Annotated in this window: 19 protein-coding genes and 1 pseudogene; 14 read left to right on the forward strand and 6 right to left on the reverse strand. The window is 74.1% G+C overall.

Annotated elements, in window-relative coordinates:
* Positions 1–5: 5 nt before the first annotated feature.
* The 3 genes from FHX73_RS14840 to FHX73_RS14850 form a co-directional block, all read right to left on the reverse strand.
* On the reverse strand, positions 6–1,598 hold the full coding sequence (locus tag FHX73_RS14840) for an IS1634 family transposase (protein ID WP_246213537.1): 1,593 nt from the start codon (positions 1,596–1,598) through the stop codon (positions 6–8).
* Between the two features lie 255 nt (positions 1,599–1,853).
* Complete coding sequence (locus FHX73_RS14845) at positions 1,854–4,217, reverse strand: SulP family inorganic anion transporter (protein ID WP_246213538.1); 2,364 nt, start codon at positions 4,215–4,217, stop codon at positions 1,854–1,856.
* 386 nt (positions 4,218–4,603) lie between these two features.
* Positions 4,604–5,608, reverse strand: coding sequence for an ATP-binding protein (locus FHX73_RS14850; protein WP_145905458.1), 1,005 nt, complete (start codon positions 5,606–5,608; stop codon positions 4,604–4,606).
* Positions 5,609–5,803: 195 nt separating this feature from the next.
* Between FHX73_RS14850 and FHX73_RS14855 the strand changes: the two genes are divergently transcribed.
* Positions 5,804–6,697, forward strand: a complete 894-nt coding sequence (locus tag FHX73_RS14855; protein ID WP_145905459.1) for a Fic family protein — start codon at positions 5,804–5,806, stop codon at positions 6,695–6,697.
* A gap of 496 nt (positions 6,698–7,193) precedes the next feature.
* On the opposite strand, the gene FHX73_RS14860 is transcribed toward FHX73_RS14855, so the two are convergent.
* Positions 7,194–8,021 (reverse strand): HAD family hydrolase, encoded by an 828-nt coding sequence (locus FHX73_RS14860; RefSeq protein ID WP_145908290.1) that lies wholly within the window; start codon positions 8,019–8,021, stop codon positions 7,194–7,196.
* A 691-nt stretch (positions 8,022–8,712) separates the two neighbouring features.
* On the opposite strand from FHX73_RS14860, the gene ssd reads away from it, so the two are divergent.
* The 7 genes and pseudogenes from ssd to FHX73_RS46220 form a co-directional block, all read left to right on the forward strand.
* Entirely contained in the window at positions 8,713–9,828 is a 1,116-nt protein-coding gene (gene ssd / locus FHX73_RS14865; protein ID WP_145905460.1) for a septum site-determining protein Ssd, read from the forward strand.
* A 98-nt stretch (positions 9,829–9,926) separates the two neighbouring features.
* The gene (locus FHX73_RS14870) at positions 9,927–11,150 is read left to right on the forward strand and encodes a TadA family conjugal transfer-associated ATPase (RefSeq protein ID WP_145908291.1); all 1,224 of its coding nucleotides are present in this window, start codon (positions 9,927–9,929) and stop codon (positions 11,148–11,150) included.
* A complete protein-coding gene (locus FHX73_RS14875; RefSeq protein WP_145905461.1) occupies positions 11,150–12,202 on the forward strand; it encodes a type II secretion system F family protein in 1,053 nt (350 codons plus the stop codon). The genes FHX73_RS14870 and FHX73_RS14875 overlap by 1 nt, the downstream gene beginning before the upstream one ends.
* Complete coding sequence (locus tag FHX73_RS14880) at positions 12,199–13,047, forward strand: type II secretion system F family protein (protein WP_145905462.1); 849 nt, start codon at positions 12,199–12,201, stop codon at positions 13,045–13,047. The genes FHX73_RS14875 and FHX73_RS14880 overlap by 4 nt, the downstream gene beginning before the upstream one ends.
* A gap of 109 nt (positions 13,048–13,156) precedes the next feature.
* Positions 13,157–13,618, forward strand: a complete 462-nt coding sequence (locus FHX73_RS47510) for a DUF4244 domain-containing protein (RefSeq protein WP_342795299.1) — start codon at positions 13,157–13,159, stop codon at positions 13,616–13,618.
* 80 nt (positions 13,619–13,698) lie between these two features.
* Entirely contained in the window at positions 13,699–14,031 is a 333-nt protein-coding gene (locus FHX73_RS14890; protein WP_246213539.1) for a TadE family type IV pilus minor pilin, read from the forward strand.
* Between the two features lie 5 nt (positions 14,032–14,036).
* Positions 14,037–14,357, forward strand: a pseudogene (locus FHX73_RS46220) (Rv3654c family TadE-like protein); the annotation flags it as partial.
* 174 nt (positions 14,358–14,531) lie between these two features.
* Here FHX73_RS46220 and FHX73_RS14900 read toward each other — a convergent pair.
* On the reverse strand, positions 14,532–16,949 hold the full coding sequence (locus FHX73_RS14900) for a DEAD/DEAH box helicase (RefSeq protein ID WP_145905464.1): 2,418 nt from the start codon (positions 16,947–16,949) through the stop codon (positions 14,532–14,534).
* Between the two features lie 270 nt (positions 16,950–17,219).
* Here FHX73_RS14900 and bldG point away from each other — a divergent pair, with 270 nt between their 5' ends.
* The 5 genes from bldG (at position 17,220) to FHX73_RS14925 (ending at position 21,332) form a co-directional block, all read left to right on the forward strand.
* Positions 17,220–17,561 (forward strand): anti-sigma factor antagonist BldG, encoded by a 342-nt coding sequence (gene bldG, locus FHX73_RS14905; protein WP_145905465.1) that lies wholly within the window; start codon positions 17,220–17,222, stop codon positions 17,559–17,561.
* A 168-nt stretch (positions 17,562–17,729) separates the two neighbouring features.
* Positions 17,730–18,146, forward strand: coding sequence for an ATP-binding protein (locus FHX73_RS14910; RefSeq protein WP_145905466.1), 417 nt, complete (start codon positions 17,730–17,732; stop codon positions 18,144–18,146).
* A 186-nt stretch (positions 18,147–18,332) separates the two neighbouring features.
* The gene (locus tag FHX73_RS14915) at positions 18,333–18,701 is read left to right on the forward strand and encodes a cyclophilin-like fold protein (protein ID WP_145905467.1); all 369 of its coding nucleotides are present in this window, start codon (positions 18,333–18,335) and stop codon (positions 18,699–18,701) included.
* Between the two features lie 129 nt (positions 18,702–18,830).
* On the forward strand, positions 18,831–19,679 hold the full coding sequence (locus FHX73_RS14920; protein ID WP_145905468.1) for a hypothetical protein: 849 nt from the start codon (positions 18,831–18,833) through the stop codon (positions 19,677–19,679).
* 123 nt (positions 19,680–19,802) lie between these two features.
* On the forward strand, positions 19,803–21,332 hold the full coding sequence (locus tag FHX73_RS14925) for a DUF7059 domain-containing protein (RefSeq protein WP_145905469.1): 1,530 nt from the start codon (positions 19,803–19,805) through the stop codon (positions 21,330–21,332).
* Positions 21,333–21,405: 73 nt separating this feature from the next.
* Here the strand turns inward: FHX73_RS14925 and FHX73_RS14930 are convergent, their stop codons facing one another.
* Complete coding sequence (locus FHX73_RS14930) at positions 21,406–22,005, reverse strand: hypothetical protein (protein WP_145905470.1); 600 nt, start codon at positions 22,003–22,005, stop codon at positions 21,406–21,408.
* Between the two features lie 225 nt (positions 22,006–22,230).
* Between FHX73_RS14930 and FHX73_RS14935 the strand changes: the two genes are divergently transcribed.
* On the forward strand, positions 22,231–22,686 hold the full coding sequence (locus FHX73_RS14935; protein WP_145905471.1) for a DUF3592 domain-containing protein: 456 nt from the start codon (positions 22,231–22,233) through the stop codon (positions 22,684–22,686).
* Positions 22,687–23,024 lie beyond the last annotated feature (338 nt).

Raw genomic sequence — 23,024 nt, forward strand, 5'->3', positions numbered from 1 at the left:
GGGGTTTAGGTTTCCAGCCAGCGGGGTCGGGTTTCGTCGATGCCGAGGAGTTCGAGCAGGTGTGCTTGGACTCCTCGGTTGATGAGGACGACGGGTGGGCTGGTCGCGGTGCCGGGCCGGATCATGAGGCTGGCGAGGTGGTAGAAGATCATGCGGCCGGTGGGGCGGACGGCCCGGTTGTCGGGGTAGAGGCCGCGCATGGTCTGCTCTGGGCCCAGGGCCTGGCGGACCTGACGTTCGATCAGGCAGAAGACCGGCAGGGCCAGGCAGATCACGGTGATCAGGGCGGCGATGCGCCGGTTGTGCTGCAGGAAGACGGGGGCGACCGCGAGGGGGCCCTTGAAGTCGTGGTAGCGGCGTTCGACCACGGCCTGGCCCTTGTAGCGCAACAGGACCTGTTCGGCGGTGGCCTGCTCGGGGGTGAGATTGGTCAGCAGCGCGTACCAGCCGTCGACGGCCTCCTGGGCGTCGAGTACCTGTTGGTCGAAGTGCCACTCCAGGCCGGGGCGGCCTGTCTCGTCGGTGGTGACGGTGGTCCGCAGGCAGTCGTCGACCCGGTGGTTCTTGGCGATCACGCCGATGCGGGCGGCGATCGTCTCGGCTGTGCCGTAGAAGCGTCCGCCCGCGCCTCGTTGGAGCTTGTCGAGGTCCTCGGCCGCGCGGGCCAGGCGTTTGGCGCGGGCGCTCTGCCGGCCGCGGGCGTTGCCGCTGGAGTGGACCAGGATCCTGCGCAGGATGTGCACCGGGTCGCTCTTGCGTCGCCCGGGCAGGGCGTGGGTGTCCTCCAGCACGCGATACGTCTCCCGGGCCCGGGCGTTCTTGCCGGCGTCGCGTTGCGGGACGTGGTCCACCACCTGCGTGTCTTCGAGGCTCAAGGCGGCGTAGACCTCGTCGGGGACCTTGGCGGCCGGGGCGGGGGCGATGAAGGCGACCTTCGCGTCCAGCAGGGCGGTGACGTTGGGGTGGGACACCAGCTTGGAGTCCGCGACGAGCAGGAAGTCCCTGCGGCCGGCCATCATGCGCAGGGCGTTCATCGCGCCGACGACCTGGGCGACCTCTCCCGCGCCGCCGTCGTAGACGCGGTGGAAGAGCGGGATCCCGCCGTCGCCGCTGACCGCGAGGCCAGCCTGGATCTGCTTCAGGTCGACCCTGCGGTCCTTGGGGTGGCCATACTTGACCTGCGGGAACGCCTCGTCCTGGGCCTCGTAGGCGCCGAAGAGGGACATCGAGGTCATGTCCCAGTGGATCCGGGACACGTCGATGCCGAACTCGGCGATGGCCTGGGTGCCGACGGTGCCGACCAGCTCCTCCAGATGCGGCGCGATCGCGTCCAGGGCGCGGGCGAGCCGGTCGTCGCCCAGCAGGTCCGGCGAGATGCCGAAGACCTCCTCCACCGCCCACTCCCGGGCCCAGTCGCCCACGCGGACCAGCGGTGCCGGGGCGGACAGCCGGTTGGCGACCAGCACCTCGATCACCTGGCCGTGCGTGAGGTGCGCGACCTCGCGGATCGGGCACAGCTCATCGACGATCCCGGCCACGTCCAGCCGGCGCAGAAACTCGGCGGAGGCGGGCAGAGCGCCCAGACGCCTCTCCACCACGGGCGTCAACTCCACGGCGAAGCGTGGACGGTGGACCCGTGAGCGACGTGAGCGAGATATCGGCACGCCGGGTTCAACGACCGGCACCCCACCGGGGTACCGGTCGCATCACCACATCATCCGAACTCGTTATGTGCGAAGGACGGGACTAGCGGCTCCCACTCCGCGGGAGCGGAACTCCTGGGGGACCGGTGCGGGCTCGTGAGAGCCCGCACCGGGTGGTCGGGCCCCGGCCCGCCCGGGGCCCGACCGGCTTCAGGCGGCGCTGGCGACCTCCGGGGTCGCCCCCACGACCACCGCGTCGAACCGGCCGGTCTCGCGGTCGAGCACGTAGGTCTGCGCGGTCGCGAAGTCGAAGTACATCCCGACCAGCCGCAGCTCGCCCGCCGCCACCCGGCGCTCGACGGTCGGGTTGGCCAACAACTGGTCCAACTGCTGCACCACGTTGGTGATGCAGAGCTGCTCCACCTGGTCGACCACCGGGCGGTCCGCGAACTCGGCCGGCACCCGGGCCAGCCGGGCCAGCGATCCGCGGCCGTTGCGCAGCCAGCGGGCCAGCGAGGTCGGCCGGCCGGGCTGCTCGTGCACCCCGTTGAGCAGGGCGTTCATCGCTCCGCAGCCCGAGTGCCCGCAGATCGTGATGCTGCGCACCTCCAGCACCTCGACCGCGTACTGCACGGCCGCGGCCACCGAGTCGTCGGCGGCGCCGGGTTCGTGCGGGGCCGGGACCAGGTTGCCGACGTTCCGCACGGTGAACAGGTCGCCCGGTCCGCTGCTGGTGATCATGCTGGTGACCAGCCGGGAGTCGGAGCAGGTCAGGAACAGTTCGGAGGGGGTCTGGCCCTCCCGGGCCAGCCGGGCCAGCTCGGGGCGGACCAGGTCCGCGGTGTGCGTCTGGAAGCCGCGCACCCCTTCGAGCAGTCGGCCGTGCGGGTCGTCCGCCGCGCGGTCGATGCTGTGGCGGCCCACCCAGGGGGTCCACGGCTGGAAGCCGTGCCGACTCGTGGAGTTGTCGCCGCGCAGGGTGCCGTCGGGGTCGATCGCCTCGTGGCCGGCCGGGTCGGTCAGCAGGACGGCCTGCCCGCCGTGCGCCAGGTGGTCGTCCCGCCAGGCGTGCAGCGCCTCGTAGGAGGCGTGGTCGATGAAGGCGCCGTCGTGCCGGACCGTCACCGTGGCGTGGGACGGCACCGAGGCGAGTGCCCGGCTCAGCCGGGGGACCGCGAAGAAGGTTAGCGGGCCGTGCGTGCGCACCTCGTAGGAGCCGTCCGCGAGGGCCGCGACCTCCACCCGGGCGTGGGTGAGGCGGTAGCAGGCGAGGACCGCGGCGGTCAGCGCACCGGCCGCCACCCCGATCGGGACGCCGAGCACGACCACGCCCAGCACGGTGGCGGCGTAGACGGTGAACTCCCGGTGGCGGTGCACCTTGCGGATGTGCGCGAGGCTCACCATCTGGATGCCCACCACCAGCACCAGCGCCGCCAGCGCGGCCAGTGGGATCCGGCGCATCCCGCCGGTCAGGGCCACGGCGGCCAGCAACAGCCAGACGCCGTGCAGCGCGGTGGACCAGCGGCTCCGGGCGCCGACCTGGATGTTGGCCGAGCTGCGGACCACCCCGCCGGCCACCGGCAGGCCGCCCAGCAGACCGGAGGCCAGGTTCGCCAGGCCCTGCCCGCGCAGCTCCCGGTCGAGGTCGCCGGTGGTTCCGGTGAGCCGGCCGACCGCGACCGCGCAGAGCAGCGACTCCACACTGGCCACCGCGGCGACGGTGAGCACCGCGGCGAGGAGGCCGGCCACCGGGCCGTGGGGCAGCACCGCCAGGCTGTGCTCGCTCCACCGGGGCAGGTCCACCCGGGCCAGCCGCAGGTCGCCGATCACCGCGAGCGCCGTCCCGGCCGCCACCGCGACGAGTGCGGCCGGCACCCGCCCGAGCCGGGCTCCGACCCGCCCGGCGCGCCCGGGCAACTGATGGAGCCTCGGCCAGCAGCAGAGCAGCGTCAGGGCGAGCAGACCGACCGCCAGGGCGCCGGGCTGAGGGGCCGCCAGCTGGCCGGGGAGCGCCGCGAGGTTGGCCGTCGCCGAGCCCTGCGGCGAGCCACCCAGTACCACGTGGAGCTGGGCGAGTGCGATGGTGAGGCCGACGCCGGCCAGCATCCCGTGCACCACGGCCGGGGACAGGGCGAGCGCGGAACGGGCCACCCGCAGCGTGCCAAGCAGCAACTGCAGCAGACCGGCGGCGACCGTGATGGCACAGGTCGCCTGCCAGCCGTAGCGCGGCACGAGTCCGGCGACGACCACGGTGAGCGCGGCGGAGGGGCCGGTCACCTGCAGCGGCGCTCCGCCGAGCAGCCCGGCCACGATGCCGCCGGCGGCCGCCGCGACCAGGCCCGCGGTGAGCGGAGCCCCCACGGCCAGGGCGATGCCGAGGGAGATCGGCACGGCGATCAGGAAGACGACCAGAGAGGCCGTCAGGTCCTGGACGCCGGGCCGCCCGAGGCGGTACGCGGAACGTCTGGCGGGCCCGGCCGGCGGGCCCGGCGGCGCGTGGCTGTCTACCGTGCTGCCGTCGGGGCCGACGCCGTCCTGCTGGGCGGGGTGCTGGGGGGAGATGTGGGTGGTCACTGCTCTTCCCGTCTGTTCGGGGGACGAAGGGGAGGTTGGTCCGGGGCGGACCGGGGGCGCTGAGGCCGACGAGGTTCGACGCCGAGCGCCGGGCACGGTGCGAGGGCCTGGTCACGGTGCGAAGGGTCACGGCCCGGAGCACCAAGGTTTGGTAAACGATCAGTAATGGAAGGTTCGCATAGCGTGATCCAGAGCGGGAGTCCTGGCCGCGACATTCACTCGGGTGGGTGGCGCGCGGGTCCGAACGGGCGCCCTGCTGCGAGAGCCGAAGCGCGCCTGGCGCACCGTCAGGCTGCCGTTGGGTATGCCGAAGGGCCGGTGCCCGCACCGCTGTGGGTGCGGGCATCGGCCCTTCGGGTGGGCTCGTGCCGTCGTCCGGGGCGGTCTCAGACGCCGACGGTGGCTTGACCCCGGGCGACCCGGCCGCCCGGGACGGGAAGCGTGAACTCCGGGTCCACCTGGTCCGCCAGGTCGATCCCGGTCCTGGCGTTGCCCCAGCTCTCGGCGTTGCGCAGATGGAAGTGGACCGCCTGGTCGGCGTAGCGCCGGGGGTCGCGGCCGGCGAAGGCGTCGTCCACCGTGGCGCGCAGCTGCTCCAGCACGGCCCGGTTCGCCGGCTCCAGCTCGGCCAGGCCCGGCTCGGCGCCTTGTTCCAGCCGGCGCACCCAGTCGGACTGCCCGAAGGCGGTCAGCAGGTCGTCCCCCACCTCGCGCCGCAGGAACGCGAGGTCGTCCGCGCTCTGCACCTTGTTGCCGATGACCCGCAGCGCGACGCCGAAGTCCCGTGCGTACTCCTTGTACTGGCGGTAGACCGAGACGCCCTTCCGGGTCGGCTCGGCGACCAGGAAGGTGAGGTCGAAGCGGGTGAAGAGGCCGGAGGCGAAGGAGTCGGAGCCGGCGGTCATGTCGGTCACCAGGTACTCGTCGGCGCCGTCGACCAGGTGGTTGAGCAGCAGCTCCACCGCGCCGACCTTGGAGTGGTAGCAGGCCACGCCGAGGTCCTCCTCGGTGAACGCGCCGGTGACCAGCAGTCGGACCGACCCTTCGTCCAGCGCCACCGGCCGGGCGCAGGTGGCGTAGACCGGGTTCTCCTCGACGATCCGCAGCAACCGGGAGCCGGTGCCGGGCGGGGTGGTCTTGATCATCACCTCTTCGGAGGCGATCCGCGGGTTGCTGCCGCGCAGGTAGTCCTTGATCTGCGGCAGGTGGGCGCCGAGCGCGGGCAGTGCAGCGGCTTGGCCGTCCGTCAGGCCCAGGGCGGGGCCGAGGTGTTGGTTGATGTCGGCGTCCACGGCGATCACCGGTCGGCCGGCCGCGGCCAGATGGCGGATGAACAGTGCGGACAGCGTGGTCTTGCCGCTGCCGCCCTTGCCGACGAAGGCGATCTTCATCTGGACTCCCGGCTCTGCTCTGGCGATCACCCCGGGCACGACGAGGCACCTTGTTGGTAATCGTTATCGTCTTCGATAGGAGCTCATCGTAGTCCGGGTTTGGCTGCCTTTGTGCGGGGGAATCGAGGATTGCCTCGAACGGGTGATGCCGGGGTTGCTGTCCCGTCCGCCCCAGGGGTCGTTACCCTCGGGTAGGTGAGCACTGGAACTGACCCGCTGACCCCGCTTGCCGAGCTGCCCGGGGTGTCGGAGACCGTCGCCGAAGTCCGCAAGGCCGTTGACCGGCTCTACGGGCACCGGGTGATGCGCCGCCGCGCGCCCGAGGTGACCTCGGAGGCCGCACTGCGCGGGGCGCGCGCTTCGGCGGCGCTCGCCGGTGCCGACTGGCCGTTGGAGGAGGTCCGTCGGCGCAGCGACTTCAGCGCCAGTGACCAGGACCGGACCGTCGGCGCCGCACTGCGCATCTCGGCCGAGGCGGGCCAGCTGCTGAGCGTCTGGCGGACCTCACCGCTCCAGGTACTGGCCCGGCTCCACCTGCTCGCCGTAGGCGACGGCGACCCCGCGGCCGGCCGGCCGCGACAGGAGGGCGAGCGGCCCGAGGAGCTCTTCCCGCTGCAGCTGTCGGCGGTGGAGACCGGCGGTGCCGTGGTGGCCGAGGGCGCCGCGCCGGCCGACTTGCCGCCGGCCCCGGCGCCCGCGGAGGTGGCGGCCCGGCTGGACCAGCTCGCGCAGTTGCTCGTCGCACGCACCGCCGGCGCGCCCGGCGGCGCACCGGCACTGGTCACGGCCGCCGTGGTGCACGGCGAGCTGCTCACCCTGCGGCCCTTCGGCTCGCACAACGGGCTGGTCGCGCGGGCGGCGCAGCGGATCGTGCTGATCGCCGAGGGCCTGGACCCGAAGTCCATCTGCCCGGCCGAGGTCGGCCTGGTCGAGCTCGGCACCGCGGCCTACCGGGAGGCGCTGGCCGGCTACGCCGCCGGCACCGCGGAGGGCATGACCACTTGGCTCTCGCACTGCGGCCGGGCGCTCGGGCTCGGCGTCCGGGAGAGCACTGCGGTGTGCGAGGCGATGCAGCGCGGCATGGTCTGACCCGGTTCTCCCGACTTCGGCAGCCGGACTGCTGGCCAACTCCGTCGGCTTCCACGGGACCTGGCGGAGTGTCAGCCAGGTCCGGTGGGCTCCCGCGGTCAGCTCGGTGCGGGGTCCGGGCTCCGCGACGGGAAGGGAACTGCCCGGACAAAGGGTTGCGGCGACATCCTGACTGCTGATGTCGCCGCTGGTACAGCTTTTCGGGTGACCATGCGTGCACCGGAGTTGCCCATCAGGCGGGGATCCTGCCCGTTCGCCTGGTGCGGCGGCCCGTATCGCGGGTCGGCTGCACGTGGGTGCTCGAAAGTTGTACGCGGTCCGTGTGGCCTGAACTGCGGTGTCGGTATGACCTCTTCGGGTCCTTCCGGGTCTCGCGGGCCGTGAGTCCTTTGTATCTCGGATCCAGGCCAAACGGAACTCGAATAGCGAAGTCTTTACCTTTTGTCCGTTTTGTTAGAGGTGTGCGCGTGCTGGGCGGGCGCGGCCGGCGGCCGGGTCAGACGACCGGTCGCCGACGCTTCGCCAGATGCCAGACGAGGCCGGCGGTGAGGCAGGCCGTGCCGATCGCCACGGCGGCCAGCACCGTCCGGCTCGGCGCCTTGAACTCGGGGAGCCGGCGGTGCAGTTCGATGGGCCGGTCGAAGACCAGGATCGGCCAGTCGCGGGCCGTCGCCTCCTTGCGGAGCCCGCGGTCCGGGTTCACCGCCGAGGGACGGCCGACGGCTTCCAGGAGCGGCAGGTCGGTGATCGAGTCGCTGTACGCGTAGCTGTCGGCGAGCTGGTACCCCTCGCGCGCGGCCAGCTCGCGGATCGCGGCGGCCTTGTTCTCCGCGTAGGCGTAGTACTCGATCTCCCCGGTGTAGCAGCCGTCCGAGATCCGCATCCGGGTGGCGATCACGTGGTCGGCGCCGAGCAGTGCCCCGATCGGCTCCACCACCTCGGAGCCCGAGCTGCTGACGATGACCACGTCGCGGCCGGCCGCGTGGTGCTGGGCGATCAGCGCGGCGGCCTCCTCGTAGATCAGCGGATTGATCAGACCGTGCAGGGTCTCGGCGACGATCTCCCGCACCTGCTGGACGTTCCACCCGCGCGTCATCGCCGAGAGGTACTCGCGCATCTTCTCCATCTGGTCGTGGTCGGCCCCGCCGACCAGGAAGACGAACTGCGCGTAGGCGCTCTTCAGCACCGTCCGACGGTTGATCAGGCCGCCCTGGTAGAAGGGCCGGCTGAAGGCGAGGGCGCTCGACTTGGCGATGATCGTCTTGTCGAGGTCGAAGAAGGCAGCCGTCCGGGCCGGCCGGGTGCTCACGGCCCGGTCGGGCATCGTGTCCCGCACGGTGGGACGGGGTGCGGGTTGGACGATCGGGCCGCTGCCCGCGGCGCCATTCGGTGCGGTGTCCGATCCGGAGTTCTCGGCACCGTTGGCGATGTCGGCGTTCTCGGTGGTGTCCACAGGAACCGAGGATAGATGGCGCCTCTGAGGAGACCGCCATTCGGTGGACTCAAGGGCCTCCGGGTTTGTGTTTCTGGCCGCTCGGGTACACCATGGAAGTCACGGATCGTTCGCGACCGTGCTAACCCGGTCCGGCTCCTCCCCCCCGAGTCGGGCCGTGGATAGACGACCCCCGCTCTCCCCCCCCGGCGGGGGTCGTCGCATGTCCGGGGCCATTTTTCGGGCCTACGGGTGGTTCCCGGGTGGTGCTCGGGAGTCCTGGGGGCAGCGTTCCCAGCGGGATCGGCCGGTCGGCCGAGTCCCGCTTTTTGTCACTCTGAGTAGTCGAGTTGGCGGCGCTCGGGGATCGTCGAGATGGCTCGTCAATTCCGAGTCGACGGCCACTCCGAAGAGTGAAGCAGGGCCATCCGAGTGAGTTCGGATATCCACATCCCCAGGGTTATCCACAGGATTCGACGGCTTGCTGACGGAATCCGCGACAAGCGGCACGGTGGCAGCAGACCGGCGGCGTCGAACGTCGCCGACGGACCGTCAATCCCTCTGCCACTCCTGGGAGGCAGCCATGTCGACGCCCATCATCGACCCGCACGGACCGCGCCCCGGGGAGCCGGGCGGCCTCGTGCCGCTGGTGTTCACCGAGGACGAGGCGCTCACCGAGCACCTGCTCAGGCTCTGTGCCGCGATCGGCACCGAACCCCAACTCTTCGCCGGCGTGCCGCCCCCGGGCTGGCTCTGGGAGCGCGCGCCGCTGGTGCTGGTCGGCGACGACCAGGCCGACCGGTGCGCGGGCCTTGCCCGACGGCCCGGTGTGCTGCTCCTCGGACTCGACCTCGACGACTGCGACATCTGGATCCGCGGTGTCCAACTCGGTGCCGAGCAAGTGGTCTTCCTGCCCGACGCCGAGGCCTGGCTGCTGGACCGGATCGCCGACGCGGTGGAGGGCGTGGCCACCCCCGCGCTGACCGTCGCCGTGCTCGGCGGCCGCGGCGGGGCCGGCGCCTCGACGCTCGCCTGCGCCTTGGCGGTGACGGCGGCCAGAGCAGGCCACCGCACCATGCTGATCGACGGCGACCCGCTCGGCGGCGGCCTGGACGTGCTGCTCGGGGCGGAGAGCGCCGAGGGGCTGCGCTGGCCGGACTTGGTCGCCGTGCGGGGTCGGGTCAGCGGGGCCGAACTCGCCCGCTCGCTGCCGCACCCGCACGGCCTCGACCTGCTCTCCTGGGACCGCGGAGACACCACAGCGATCGCCCCGGAGGCGATGCGCGGGGTGCTCGCGGCGGCCCGCAGACGCGGCGGCCTGGTCGTGCTCGACCTGCCCCGGCTGCTTGAGCCGGCCGCCGCCCAGGCCCTTGAGCAGACCGACACCGGTCTGCTCGTGGTGCCCGCCGAACTGCGCGCCACCGCCGCCGCCGGACGGGTCGCAGCGGCCGTCGGGATGCGCCTGGCCGACCTTCGGGCAGTGGTCCGGCTGCCCCGGCCGATCGGCCTGCGCAGCACCGAGATCGCCCACGGCCTCGGTCTGCGGCTGGCCGGTGAACTCCCCGACGACCTGGGGCTGGCGGCCGAGGCGGAGCGCGGCCGTCCGCCCGGCGAGCGCGGCTACGGCCCGCTGGCCCGCTTCTGCACCGCCTACCTCGCCGAAGTCCTGCCCACCGACGACGAAGGGACCAACCAGTGAACGCCTCCCGCACGACGCCCCCGCGCCAGCCGCTCCACCCGCACCGCGCCTGGGGCACCCGGCCCGACCGCACCGCCGCCCGGCCCACCCCGAGCACGTTGCGCCGCCGCCCCGTGGCGGCCATTCCGAACGGCTCGCCGGGACCCTCCGCCGCCCTGCTGGATGCGGTCCGGCTGCGCCTGGCCGAGTCGGGCGCCCCGCCGACCGCCCCGGAGGTGGCCGCCGCCGTGCGCGCCGCCCGTCCTTCGCTGGACGGCGACTCGGTGCTGGACGCGGTCCGCGCCGTCCGTTCCGAGCTCGTCGGCGCCGGTCCGCTGGAGGACCTGCTCCGCTCGCCGGAGGTGACCGACGTCCTGGTCAACGGACCGGACGAGGTCTGGGTCGACCGCGGTGCCGGTCTCAGCCGGGAGCGCTCCGTCAGCTTCCCGGACGCCGAGGCCGTGCGGCACCTCGCGCACCGGCTCGCCACGGTGGCCGGCCGTCGGCTGGACGACGCCCGGCCCTGGGTGGACGGCCGACTGCCCGACGGCACCCGGCTGCACGCGGTGCTGCCGCCGATCGCGGCCGGTTGCACCCACATCTCGCTGCGGATCTCCAGGCCCAAGCCCTTCACCCTGACCGAACTGGTGGAGGCCAGGGCCGTTCCGCAGACCGGGGCCGACCTGCTGCGCGGGATCGTCCGGGCCCGGCTCTCCTACCTCGTCTCGGGCGGCACCGGCTCGGGGAAGACCACGCTGCTGGCCGCGATGCTGGGTCTGGTCGGGCGCAGCGAACGGATCGTCATCGCCGAGGACTCGGCCGAGCTGCGGCCCGATCACCCGCACGTCGTGCGGCTGCAGGGCCGCCCGCCGAACCAGGAGGGGCTGGGCGAGCTGACCCTGCGCGACCTGGTCCGGCAGGCGCTGCGGATGCGGCCCGACCGCCTGGTCGTCGGCGAGGTCCGCGGCACCGAGGTGCTCGACCTGCTGGCCGCGCTCAACACCGGCCACGAGGGCGGTTGCGGCACGGTGCACGCCAACGCGGCGGGCGACGTGCCGGCCCGGCTGGAGGCGCTCGGCTCGATGGCCGGCCTGGGCCGGTTCGCCCTGCACAGCCAGCTCCAGTCGGCGCTGGACCTGGTCATCCACCTGGCCCGCGACCCGAGGACCGGCCGGCGCAGGGTGGCCGAGGTGCACACCCTGGACCGGGGCTCCACCGGGCTCACGGTCACCGCGCCCGCCGTGATCTTCGGCCCGGACAACTCGGTCGCCTGCGGGCCGGGCTGGGACCGACTGCTGAGGCTGTGCAACGCGCGGGGCGTGCCGACGTCCTGGGGCGTCTGATGACCGGGCGCCTGCTCCCGTTGCTCGTGCCGATCCTGCTCTGCGGTGCCGCGCTGGGGGCCTGGTTCCGGCTCAACCGCAGGGCGCTGCGCCGGCGGCGCAGGTCGGCCGTGCTCGCGGGGGTGGGCGGTGGGCCGGTGGGCGGGCCGTTCGTGGGGTGGTGGCCGTGGCCGCGGAGTCGGCCGGGGTGGCTGGTGCCCGAACTGGTGCTGGTGCCCGGCGGGCTGCTCGCGGGTTGGCTGTTGCACTCGCCGGTGCCGGTGCCGTTCGGGGTGGTGCTGGTGGTGCCGGTGCGCCGCTGGCGGCGCAGCCGGCGGGCCGGGCGGCTGGAGCAGGACCGGTCGGCCGCGGTGGTCGAGCTCTGCGCGGCGCTGGCGGGGGAGCTGCGCAGCGGCGCGACGCCGGAGCAGGCGCTGGAGGCGGTCCTCGGGGCCGGCGGCGAGCTGCCCCGACGGCTCGGATCGGAGGCGGCCGCCCGGTTGACCGCGGCCCGGTACGGGGCCGATGTGCCCGCGGCGCTGCGCTGGTTGGCGACCCGGCCCGGCGGTGAAGGGGCCAACGCGATCGCGGCCTGCTGGCAGGTGACCACCGATAGCGGCACCGGGCTCGCGCTCGCGCTGGATCAAGTGGCGGAGGCGCTGCGGGCGGACCGGGCGCTGCGGGAGGAGATCCGGGGCGAGCTGACCGGACCGCGGACCACCGCGGTGCTGCTCGCCGCGCTCCCGGCCTTCGGGCTGGTGCTCGGCTCCGCGTTGGGGGCCTCGCCGGTGCGGATCCTGCTGCACACGTCGGTCGGAGCGGTCTGCCTGGTCGGCGGGGCCCTGCTGGAGACGGCCGGACTGATCTGGACCGGTCGGATCATCCGGCAGGCGATGGCCGACCTGGGCATCCGGGCCGGCAGTGCCGCCCGGGTGGCCGACGGGCGGTCGCAGGGTCGGCAGCTGACGGCCGATCAGACCATGGTGCGGGCTCGGAGCCGGCCGCCGCGCCGACTCCGTGCCGCGCGGGGCTGGGCGCCGAAGCGGGGCGCCGCTCTCGGGACGCCGTCATGAGCGGCTTCCTCGGCCCGTACTCGGTGGCACCCGCCGCGCTGCCGCTGGGGCTCGTGGTGGCCGACGCGGTGGGCCTGGGCGTGCTGCTGGTCGCGGCCGTGGTGGTGCCGGTGCGCCGGTGGCTGGAGCGCCGTGTGCTGCACCGGCGGACGGCTCGGCTGATCGGGCCCGGGCTCCCGCCCAACGCTGAGCAGGGGCAGAGCAGATGGCGGCGGAGGTGGTCGGCTCGGGCGCCGAGTGGGCCCGCGCGGATCGCGTTGCTCGGCGGGGTCGTCGTGGCCTGGCTGCTCCCCGGCGCGGCCGGCCTGGCGATCGGAGTGCTGGTGGGTGCCGCGCTGTGGCGGTGGCTGCCGGTGGTCCGTTCGCCGACCGCCCAACGGGCACTCCGCGAGGAGGAGCTGTTGACGGCTCAGCTCCCGCTCGCTGCCGAACTGTTGGCCGCGTGCCTGGGCTCGACCGCGTCCCCGACCCGGGCCGCGGAGGCCGTCGCGCGGACCGTCGGCGGGCCGATGGAACGCCGGCTCTCCGCCACTGCGGCGGAACTCTCCCTCGGGGCGCCGCCGGCGGCCTGCTGGGACCGGTTCGGGGCGGACAGCGCGGTACTGGCCCCGCTGGCCCGGTGCCTGATCCGGACGACGGTCAGTGGCGCCCCGCCGGCCGTGCCGCTGCGCGAACTCGCCGTCTCGCAGCGGGCCTCGGCGGCCCGGGCGGCACATGCCCGGGTGCGCCGGGCGGGGGTGCTGGCGACCGCTCCGCTCGGGCTCTGCTTCCTCCCCGCCTTCGTGCTCATCGGCATCGCCCCGGTGGTGCTGGGCCTGGTCACCGGCTTCGCCGGACGCATCTGATCGACCGTCGGCTCACTGGGTCGCTTGTCATTCGAAACCTCAAGCCAGTCAACCCCACTCGACAGGTGGTCCCCGGGCGGGACCGCCCGACAACGAACGGAGCACCCTCATGACCCGCACCGTGGACACGGCCGCCCCGGTGGTCAGCTACTTCCCGATGCTGACCCACCGGCCCTCGCGCGGACCGTCGTCCGGCAGCTGCGACCTGCTCGTCAGGCGCGTCGCCCTCGCCCTCTGCGAGCAGCGCGCGATCCTCGAACCCCCCTACGCCGACCCGGTGCCGGCCTTCCTGCTGCCGCGCTACGGCGTGGTGGTGCGGCCCTTCAAGCTGCCGTCCGGGCGGTGGCACCGCCTGCGGGCCGGCGGGCTGTGCCGCCGGATCCTGGAAGCGGTGCGCAGGCGCCGGCGCCGCGCCGGGATGGCGCCGGACGCGGGGATGTCCACCGCCGAGTACGCGATCGGCACCGTGGCCGCCTGTGCGTTCGCGGCCGTGCTCTACAAGGTGATCACCAGTGGCTCGGTCACCGGAGCCCTGACCGAGTTGCTGGACCGGGCCCTGCACTCGGTCTGACGGTGAATCGGATGTGCGCTCGACGCGCCCGGTCGAGGGGCGGACGGTCGCGAGCCGGACCCGGGCCCGATGCCGGCTACGTGACCGCGGAGACGGCCGTGGCCCTGCCGGCCGTGGTGGTGCTGATGGTGCTGCTGGTCTGGGGCGTGCTGGTGGCGGCGGCTCAGTTGCGCTGCATCGACGCCGCCGGGCTGGCGGCCCGGGCGGCGGCGAGGGGTGAGCACGACCCGGTCGGCCGGGCCCTCGCGGTGGCCCCGGCCGGGGCGGCGGTGGACGTGGTCGAGTCCGGCGACACGGTGCGGGTGCTGGTGGAGGCGCAGTGCCCGGGCCTCGGCGGGCTGGCCTCGGGGATGTCCATGAAGGTGTCGGCGGTCGCGGTGGCCGCCAACGAAGCGGCACTCGGAAGGGAGTGACCAGGATGACCGGAAACGGCACGGCCGGCGCGGACCGTCGCTCGGCCGGCCCCGACCGGGGCTCGGCGACGGTCTGGCTGGTCGGGCTGACCCTGCTGGGCTTCGCGGCCTTCGGGGCCGCCCTCTCGCTCGGTGCGGTGCTCGCCGCCCGCCACCGCGCCGAGTCGGCCGCCGACTCCGCCGCACTGGCCGCCGCCGGCCGGATGCTGCTGGACCAGGACGGCGGTTGCGCCAGGGCGGCGGCGCTGGCGGCCGAGCACCGGGCGACGCTCGTCTCCTGCGCCCCGGACTACGGCTCGGACAGCGTCGTGGTGGAGGTCCGGGTGCCGGTGCGGGGCGTGCGGCTGCCGATCGGGCCGGCCGTCGGCCGGGCGCGGGCCGGACCGGTCTGGGCGCTCGGCGACGGGGAGGGGCTCGACCTGCCCGACGTGGCCGCCGCCGCTGCCGATGCGGCTGCGGCGGCCGTCAGGGAGCGCACGGCGTCCGCCGCGGCCCCCGGCCTACCCGTCGGCCGGACCGGCCACCGGTCTGCTCTCGCCGGTGGCGTCCTTACCCGGTCGGCCGTTCTCGGCCCGGTCGGCGGTGGTGTCCTGACCGGTCGGTTCGGGGGCACCGGCGAGCAGGGTGGTGAGCAGGCGGACCGCGCCGGCCTTGTCCAGCGGGTCGTTCCCGTTGCCGCACTTGGGCGACTGGACGCAGGACGGGCAGCCCCGCTCGCACTCGCAGGCCCGGATCGCGTCCCGGGTCGCCGTCAGCCAGCGGACCGCGTGGTGGAAACCGTGCTCGGCGAACCCGGCCCCGCCCGGGTGACCGTCGTAGACGAAGACCGTGGGCAGCTGGGTGTCCGGGTGCAGCGGCACCGAGACACCGCCGATGTCCCAGCGGTCGCAGGTGGCGAAGAGCGGCAGCAGGCCGATCGAGGCGTGCTCGGCGGCGTGCGCGGCACCCGGCAACTGGTCGAACGGGACCAGTGCGTCGAGCAGCTGGTCCTCGGTGACGGTCCACCAGACCGCCCGGGTGCGCAGTGTCCGGGGCGGGAGGTCCAGCTTGCTCTCGCCGAGCACCTCGCCGGTGGCGATGCGCTTGCGCAGGTACCCGACGACCTGGTTCACCACCTCGACCGAGCCGAAGTTGAGCGTGCCCTCGCCCCAGTTGACGGTCCGCTCGGTCGACATGACGGAGATGGAGGTGATGTCGCGGGCCGAGGTGGTGTAGGAGGGGTTGGCGGCCGACACCAGTGCGACCGAGTTCTCCAGGTCGAGCTCGCGCACCAGGTAGGTGCGGCCCTGGTGCAGGTGGACGGCGCCGGTGTGCACGGTGGTGTGCGAGGCGGCCGCGTCCACCGTGCCCAGCAGCCGTCCGGTGGATTCCTCGACGATCTGCACCGGGTTGCCGCCGCTGCCGCGCAGGTCGACCGAGTCGACCGCGCGCTCGCGACGGGTCCAGTACCAGGACCCGTCGGAGCGGCGGCGGAGCAGCCCGCGCCGTTCGAGCACCGGGAGCAACTGGGCGGTGTTCGGGCCGAAGAGGTCGAGGTCCTCGGCCGTCAGCGGGAGTTCGGCCGCCGCGGCGCACAGGTGCGGGGCCAGCACGTGCGGGTTGTCCGGGTCGAGCACGGTGGCCTCGACCGGCCGCTCGAAGAGTGCCTCCGGGTGGTGCACCAGGTAGGTGTCCAGCGGGTCGTCCCGGGCGATCAGTACGGCGAGCGCGCCCTGCGCCTCGCGCCCGGCCCGCCCGGCCTGCTGCCACAGCGAGGCCCGGGTGCCCGGGTAGCCGGCCAGCAGGACCGCGTCCAAGCCGGAGACGTCGACGCCCAGTTCGAGGGCCGAGGTCGAGGCCAGACCGAGCAGCCGCCCCGAGTGCAGGTCGCGTTCCAGCGCACGCCGTTCCTCCGGGAGGTAACCGCCCCGGTAGGCGGCGACCCGGTCGGCCAACTGCGGCTCCAGGTTGTCCTGGGCCTGCAGCGCGACCAGTTCGGCGGCCCGGCGGGAGCGGACGAAGGCGACCGTCCGGGTCCCGGCGGACACCAGGTCGGTCAGCAGGTAGGCGGTCTCGGCGGTGGCGGTCCGCCGGACCGGGGCGCCCTGCTCGCCGACGTGCTCGGTGAGCGGCGGCTCCCAGAGCGCGAAGACCAGCGGACCGCGCGGGGAGGCGTCGTCGGTGACCGCGACCGAGGGCAGGCCGGTGAGCCGCTCGGCGGTGGCGGCCGGGTCGGCCGTGGTCGCGGAGGCCAGCAGGAAGGCCGGGTCGGCCCCGTAGCGGCGGCAGACCCGGCGCAGCCGGCGCAGCACCTGGGCGACGTGGGAGCCGAACACGCCCCGGTAGCTGTGGCACTCGTCCACCACCACGTAGCGCAGCGTCTTGAGGAAGGAGGACCAGCGGGCGTGCGCCGGCAGGATGCCGCGGTGCAGCATGTCCGGATTGGTGAGCACGTACGAGGCGTACTGGCGGACCCACTCGCGCTCCTGGGGCGGAGTGTCCCCGTCGTAGAGCGCGGCGCGCACCCGCTGCGGGGCGAGCTCGGCCGCCCGGCGGCGCTGGTCGGCGGCGAGCGCCTTGGTCGGGGCCAGGTAGAGCGCGGTGGCGCCGCGCCCGTTCGGAGCCTCGGTGCCGGCCAGCAACTCGCTGAGCACCGGGGCCAGGTAGCCGAGCGACTTGCCCGAGGCGGTGCCTGTGGCGATCACCACAGCTCGGCCGGGTTTGGCGCAGTTCATCGCCTCGACCTGGTGGGTCCACGGCTGCCGGATGCCCAGCTCCAGGGCGGCGGCGCGGATCTCGGGGCGCACCGACGGTGGCCAAGGGGCGTGGCGCCCTTCGCGCGCGGGGAGGTGCTCCGTATGGGTGAGCCGGTCGGCACGGCCGCGGGCGGCGGCCAGGGTGTCGAGCAGGGCTTCCGGCGGGCGGTGGCTGGGCGGCATGGAGACCCAGTGTGTCACTGGAGTGACGGAGAATCGTCGCAAGCCATCGTGCGGGCATGCTGCCAGGTGGTTGAATGATGCGGTGGCGGCCAGTTGGCCGGACCGGCGGCACCTGAGCCGGTCGCTCGACCATGCGGTGGAGACCGTTCGCGCGGTGGAGACCGACGGTGGAGACCGTCAGGGCGGGTTCGGTGGCTTCGGTCGCCGGCGATGTCCGACTCGCCGTAGAGAACGCAATGTGACCTAGCAAGGCAAGGTGCTGGAGGTTCCGTGGACCTGTCCCTGTCGACCCGTACTGTCGGCGACCGCACGGTCGTCGAGGTTGGCGGCGAGATCGATGTGTACACCGCCCCTAAGCTTCGCGAGCAGCTGGTCGAGCTCGTCAACGACGGCAGCTACCACCTGGTCGTCGACATGGAGGGCGTGGACTTCCTGGACTCGACCGGTCTGGGCGTGCTGGTGGGTGGTCTGAAGCGGGTGCGGGCGCACGAGGGTTCGCTGCGTCTGGTCTGCACCCAGGAGCGCATCCTGAAGATCTTCCGGATCACCGGTCTGACCAAGGTGTTCCCGATCCACGGCTCGGTCGAAGAGGCCGTCGAAGCGACTGACTGACCTGGTAGGGCCCGGGCGTCCGCAGTAGCGGACGTCCCGGGCCCGATCACTGCCCAGGAGCGTCCGGTGGTGGTCGGGCGGGCCCCCGGAGGCGTTGACCGGGGCCCCGGCCGGGCCGGTTGGCCCGATGTCCGGCGCTGCCGGGCGCGGGAGACCCGAGAGGGAGAGATGGCAACCGTCGAACTGCGATTCAGTGCCCTGCCCGAACACGTGCGGACGGCACGGCTGGTGGCGGCGGCGGTGGCCAGACGCGCCGGTGTGGACGAGTCGGTGCTGGACGAGGTCAGGCTGGCGGTCGGCGAGGCCTGCTCGCGTGCCGTCGGGCTGCACCAGCAGGGCGGCCTGGGCGGCGCGGTGCGCGTGGCGCTGATCGACCAGGAGAAGCGTTTCGTCATCGAGGTCGGTGACGGTGCCGGTCCGGCCGGCGACTCGGCCTCGTCCGAGGGCGGTGCGGCCGAGGACGGCGACCCCGCGGAGGACGCGCTGGGCCTGGCCGTGATCACCGGCCTGGTGGAGGACCTGGAGGTCGGCCGTGACGAGGACGGCGGCCTGATCCGGATGAGCTGGCCGATCAGTTCCGTCTGAGGGCCGGTCAGGCCGCTGCGGAGTCGCCCGCCCCCGGGTGCGGAGGCCGTCGGCCCGCTTCGTGACATCTCCTGACGCCGCGTGGTGCGGCGCGCTCGGGCGCGCCCGCGTGAGACAGGATTGACAGATTGTTGAACCACCGGCTTCGCTGAGCCAGGCGCGACCTGACTCAGCGAAGGAACAGCCATGCGGATCCGCATCCTCTGGCCGGCCGGCCACGTCACCGCGACCCTGCGGTCCACGCCCACCAGCGAAGCGCTCTGGGCGGCACTGCCGATCAGCTCCACGGCCAGCACCTGGGGCGAGGAGGTCTACTTCGGCACCCCGGTGAGCGTGCCGCGCGAGCCGGACGCCGAGCAGGTGGTCGAACCCGGCACGGTGGCCTTCTGGACCGACGGCGACAGCCTGGCACTGCCCTACGGCCCGACCCCGGTCTCCCGGGGCGACGAGTGCCGCCTGGCCAGCCCCTGCAACCTGCTGGGCGCCCTCGACGGCGACCCCGGGCAACTGCGCACCGTGCGCCCCGGCGACCCGATCCGGGTCGAGCGGGCCTGATCCGCGCGCCCGTCCACCGGTGAGCGGCGGGAACCGTTCCGGTGGCCGGGCTCGTCGGTCGGGAGGTGTCGGGTAGGTTCACCCGGGACTGATGCGACTGACCGATGGCGACTGACGGAGGGCTCTCCAGTGGACGGGCGAGTGCTGGTGGACGGCGGGCGGAACGGAGCGCGGCGCTCCTCCCGGACGGGCGGCGCGGGCCGGATGCTCGCACTGCCGCTGCTCGGGGCGCTGCTCGCCACCGGCGCGGCGGCCTGCAGCGGCGGCAGCGACAACGGAGCCGCGCTGGACGGCTGGGCCAAGCAGGTCTGCGACGGGCTGCACGACCCGATCTCGCAGTCCCGGGCCGCGCTCACCGACAGCGCCCAGGTGAAGCCGGACGAGGCGCCCGCCGACCTGCAGAAGCGGCTGGCCGGTGACCTCGGCACCCTGGTCACCACCAACCAGCAGATCGCCGACGTGATGGACAAGGCCGGCGCCCCCAAGATCGACAACGGCGCCGGGGTGCAGAAGGACGCGGTGAACGAGCTGCACCAGGCCTCCCAGGGCTTCAAGGACGTGCAGCAGAAGCTCACCGCGCTGCCCACCGACGACCAGGCGAAGTTCGCCGACGGCCTGAAGAGCATCGGCGACCAGGCGCAGCAGCTGGCCAAGCTCTCCAACACCGCGATGACCACGGTGCAGACCGGCGACCTGGGCAAGGCGTTCGCCAAGCAGCCCGGCTGCCGCAGCGCGGCCTCGGGCAGCCCGGTGCCGAACGCCGCGCCATCGGACGGTGGTTCGCCCGCCGCCGGTGGCTCCCCGGCGGCCGGCGGTTCTCCGGCGGCTTCGCCGGCGGCCGGCGGGTCGCCCGCCGCGAGCGGGTCGGCCGCCCCGGCGGCGTCCGGCAGTCCGTCCGGCAGTCCGGCCGGCAGTCCGGCCGCTTCTGGCGGTGCGGCCCCCTCCGGCAGCCCGAGCGGTACCGCCTCCGGCCAGTGACGCCGGTCGGGCACTGACGGCGCGTCGGCCAGTGACGGGCCGTCGGTCGGTGACGGCCCGTCGGTCGGTGACCGGCCGCTGCCGGTGCACGGAACGGGCCGCGGTAGGCGGGAGAATGGGCGGGTGACCACGCTTCCCGTCCCCGAACCCGCCCGCCTCGCCCGACTGCGGGAGGCGCTGCTGACCGCCTCCTACACCGCCGACGGCTGCCTCGACCTGCTCGGCCCGACCGCCTACGCGGCGCTGGCCCGCAGCGAGGCGGTCCCCGCGCTCCGGGCGACCCGGGGCGGCACCCCGCTGGAGACGCTGATCCGGCTCTTCCTGCTCCAGCAGCCCGCCCCGCGCGCGGCCGCCGCGGCGGCGCTGCCGGTCGACGAGTGCCTGGCCGACGGCTGGCTGGTGGCCGACGGCGACCAGGTGCGGGCCACCGTGGACGTGCGCCCGTACGCCAACGAGGTGGCCGGCCTGGAGAGCGCCGACGCCTGGGTGGTCTCCGACCTGGGCTGCGCGGTCGGCGGCGCGGGCGGCATCGGCGCCGGCGGCAGCGCGGCCGGCGTGCCCCGGCGCGAGCTGGTGCTGGGCGTCGGCGGTGCCTCCACCACGCTGGCCAACCTGGCGGTGCGCCGCCCCGTCCGCAGTGCGCTGGACCTGGGCACCGGATCCGGCGTCCAGGCGCTGCACGCGGCCCGGCACGCCCAGCGGGTGACCGCGACCGACCTGAACCCCCGGGCGCTGGCCTTCGCCCGGCTGACCCTGGCGCTCTCCGGCTTCGACCGGGTCGAGACCGCCGAGGGCAGCCTCTTCGAGCCGGTCGGCGAGCAGCGCTTCGACCTGATCGTCTCCAACCCGCCGTTCGTCATCTCGCCCGGCAGCCGGTTCGTCTACCGGGACGGCGGGATGGCCGGTGACGAGCTCTGCCGCAGCCTGGTGCGCGGTGCCGCCGAGCGGCTGGCCCCCGGCGGCTACTGCCAGCTGCTGGCGAACTGGCAGCACGTCAAGGGCGAGGACTGGCACGACCGGTTGGCCGGCTGGGTGGCCGGCACCGGCCTGGACGCCTGGGTGGTGCAGCGCGAGGTGCAGGACGTGGCGCAGTACGCCGAACTGTGGCTGCGCGACGGCGGCGACCACCTGGCCGGCCGGGAGGCCTACGAGGCCCGCTACGGCGAGTGGCTGGACGCCTTCGAGGCCGGCGGCGTGGAGGGCATCGGCTTCGGCTGGATCACCCTGCGCAACTCCGGCAGCGAGCGCCCGGCGGTGCGGATCGAGGAGTGGCCGCACCCGGTGGAGCAGCCGCTCGGCCCGCACATCGAGCAGTGGTTCGACCGCCAGGACTTCCTGCGGTCGAACGACGACGCGGCGCTGCTCGCCGCCCGCTACCTGCTGGCCCCCGAGGTGGTGCAGGAGCAGGTCGGCGCGCCGGGCGCCGAGGACCCGGAGCACGTGGTGCTGCGCCAGGGCCGGGGGATGCGGCGGGCGACCAAGGTGGACACCGTGGGGGCCGGTTTCGCCGGGGTCTGTGACGGTGCGCTGGCGGCCGGCGACATCGTGGACGCGATCGCCCAGCTGCTCGGCGAGGACCGGGTGCAGCTGCGCGACCGGGTGCCGCAGTCGCTGCGCCTGCTGGTCGAGCAGGGCTTCGTCGTGCCGGTCTGACGCTCGGTCACAGTGACTCGGCGTCAGCGGCGTGGGCCGCCGCCCCCTGTCGGAGCGGCGGCCCGGGCGGCGGTCACGGGTGGTAGAGCGAGGTGATGGAGGTGATCTCGTTGTTGCCCGTGACGGTGATCACGTAGTGGTTGCCGAAGCACTCGTAGTTCGGGTCGTCCTGCTGCGCGACGCAGCCCTGGGCGTGCTTGGTGAAGGTGCTCAGCGGGACGGTGCTCGGCGTGATCCCGTGCAGCAGCACGGTCTTGACGTCGGGCGCGAAGGTGAACGGGGCGGCGTTGCCGTAGCCCTGGAAGTAGCCGTCGTCCGGCACGTCCGGGCCGCAGACGAACTTGGCCTCCTTGGCCTGCAGGCCGGTGGCCTGCACGGAGGTGACCTCGATCACCCGGCCGACCTTGGCGGCGTTGGCGGCGCAGGCCGGGGTGCCGCTCGGGGCGGGCTTGGAGGCGCTGGGCTTCACCCCGGTGGGCTTCGCCGAGGGAGCGGACGTCCCCGCGCCCGTCGGCGCCCCGGCGGCGGGGGAGGAGGGGCCGGCCGCCGGGCTGCTCGCGGCACCCGACGGCTTCGGGGCCGCGGCGGGCGTCTCGTCCGGCCCGCAGGCGGTGAGGGCGAGGACGGCCGAGGCGGCCAGGGCGGCGGCGGCGACGAGGCGGTGGGTGCGCATGGTGGTTCCCCCGTGGTGAGGCGTTGGTCGGTCCGGCCGGCGCTGACGGCCGGTCACCCGTAGTACGCGGCGGCCGTCTTCGCGGGTTTCGCCTGTTGCCGGGTTATGACATCGGTTCACCCAGTCGTGACCTTTCCTTTGCCCGGTGTCCGCCCGGAGTCGGCGGCCGGTTGTCCCGGCGTTGCCACGCTGCGGGCAACAGGGCCGGGGGAAGCGGGGAGACGGGTGGACGGGCCGACGGCGGCGGTCGCGGGGGGCGTACTGGTGCTCTTCGGAGGCGCACTGTTGTTCTGGTGCGCGGCCGAGCTGCGCCTTCGCCACCGGCTGCGGCGGCGCGGCGTGCCGGTGACCGCCCTGGTGGTCCCCGACACCGTGCGCAGCCAGGCGGCCGACCCGGCCCCGCTGCTCTCCTACGCCACGCTGCCGGCCGTCGGCGCCCCCGGTGGGCGGCACGAGGCCGGCGTGCTGCTGGCCCGCCCGCGCGGCAGCACCCCGCTGAGCCGTCCGGCGGCGCTGGCCCCCGGCAGCTCGGTCCGGGTCCGCTACGACCCCCGCGACCCGTCCCTGGTGGTGCTCGCCGACCGGGACCGGAGGGACTCGCTGCCGCAGGACGCGTTCTGGCCGCTGCTCGGCGCGAGTGCCCTCGCGGTCGGCCTCGGTCTGCTGGTGCGGCTCTTCTGACCCGTCGTCCGACCCATCCTCCGAGCCGTCGTCTGACCCGTCGTCGGATCCTCGGGGGTGGCCGGTTCCCGATCCCGACCGGTGGGCTTTCGGCCGGTTCCGACCGGTTCGGTGGCTTCCGGACACCCCCTCTGCCATAACCGCGCGGCGCGGAAGTCCATCATCGGGTTACCGTTCGAGTGGCGTCGGTCGGCCTTGCCGGTGAAAAAGCGGGATCCGTCCGTTTGACAAGGGTGACCAGGGTACGGTCACACTCCGCTGGTGGGGTCGTCGCATTGCGGTGTCCCCGGGCGGTGGTGTGCCGGGCGTCGGCCAGCCGTCGGCCAGCACACAGGAAG

Source organism: Kitasatospora viridis (genome assembly GCF_007829815.1).
GTDB lineage: Bacteria > Actinomycetota > Actinomycetes > Streptomycetales > Streptomycetaceae > Kitasatospora > Kitasatospora viridis.

Coding starts and splice junctions, on each gene's coding strand:
- FHX73_RS14850 (WP_145905458.1), bottom strand. CDS start 5,608: ATGAAGATCGCCTTCGTCGGCAAGGGCGGCAGCGGCAAGACCACGCTG.
- FHX73_RS14860 (WP_145908290.1), bottom strand. CDS start 8,021: ATGCCCGACCGGGCCGTGAGCACCCGGCCGGCCCGGACGGCTGCCTTC.
- ssd (WP_145905460.1), top strand. CDS start 8,713: ATGTCGACGCCCATCATCGACCCGCACGGACCGCGCCCCGGGGAGCCG.
- FHX73_RS14875 (WP_145905461.1), top strand. CDS start 11,150: ATGACCGGGCGCCTGCTCCCGTTGCTCGTGCCGATCCTGCTCTGCGGT.
- FHX73_RS14880 (WP_145905462.1), top strand. CDS start 12,199: ATGAGCGGCTTCCTCGGCCCGTACTCGGTGGCACCCGCCGCGCTGCCG.
- FHX73_RS47510 (WP_342795299.1), top strand. CDS start 13,157: ATGACCCGCACCGTGGACACGGCCGCCCCGGTGGTCAGCTACTTCCCG.
- FHX73_RS14900 (WP_145905464.1), bottom strand. CDS start 16,949: ATGCCGCCCAGCCACCGCCCGCCGGAAGCCCTGCTCGACACCCTGGCC.
- FHX73_RS14910 (WP_145905466.1), top strand. CDS start 17,730: ATGGCAACCGTCGAACTGCGATTCAGTGCCCTGCCCGAACACGTGCGG.
- FHX73_RS14915 (WP_145905467.1), top strand. CDS start 18,333: ATGCGGATCCGCATCCTCTGGCCGGCCGGCCACGTCACCGCGACCCTG.
- FHX73_RS14930 (WP_145905470.1), bottom strand. CDS start 22,005: ATGCGCACCCACCGCCTCGTCGCCGCCGCCGCCCTGGCCGCCTCGGCC.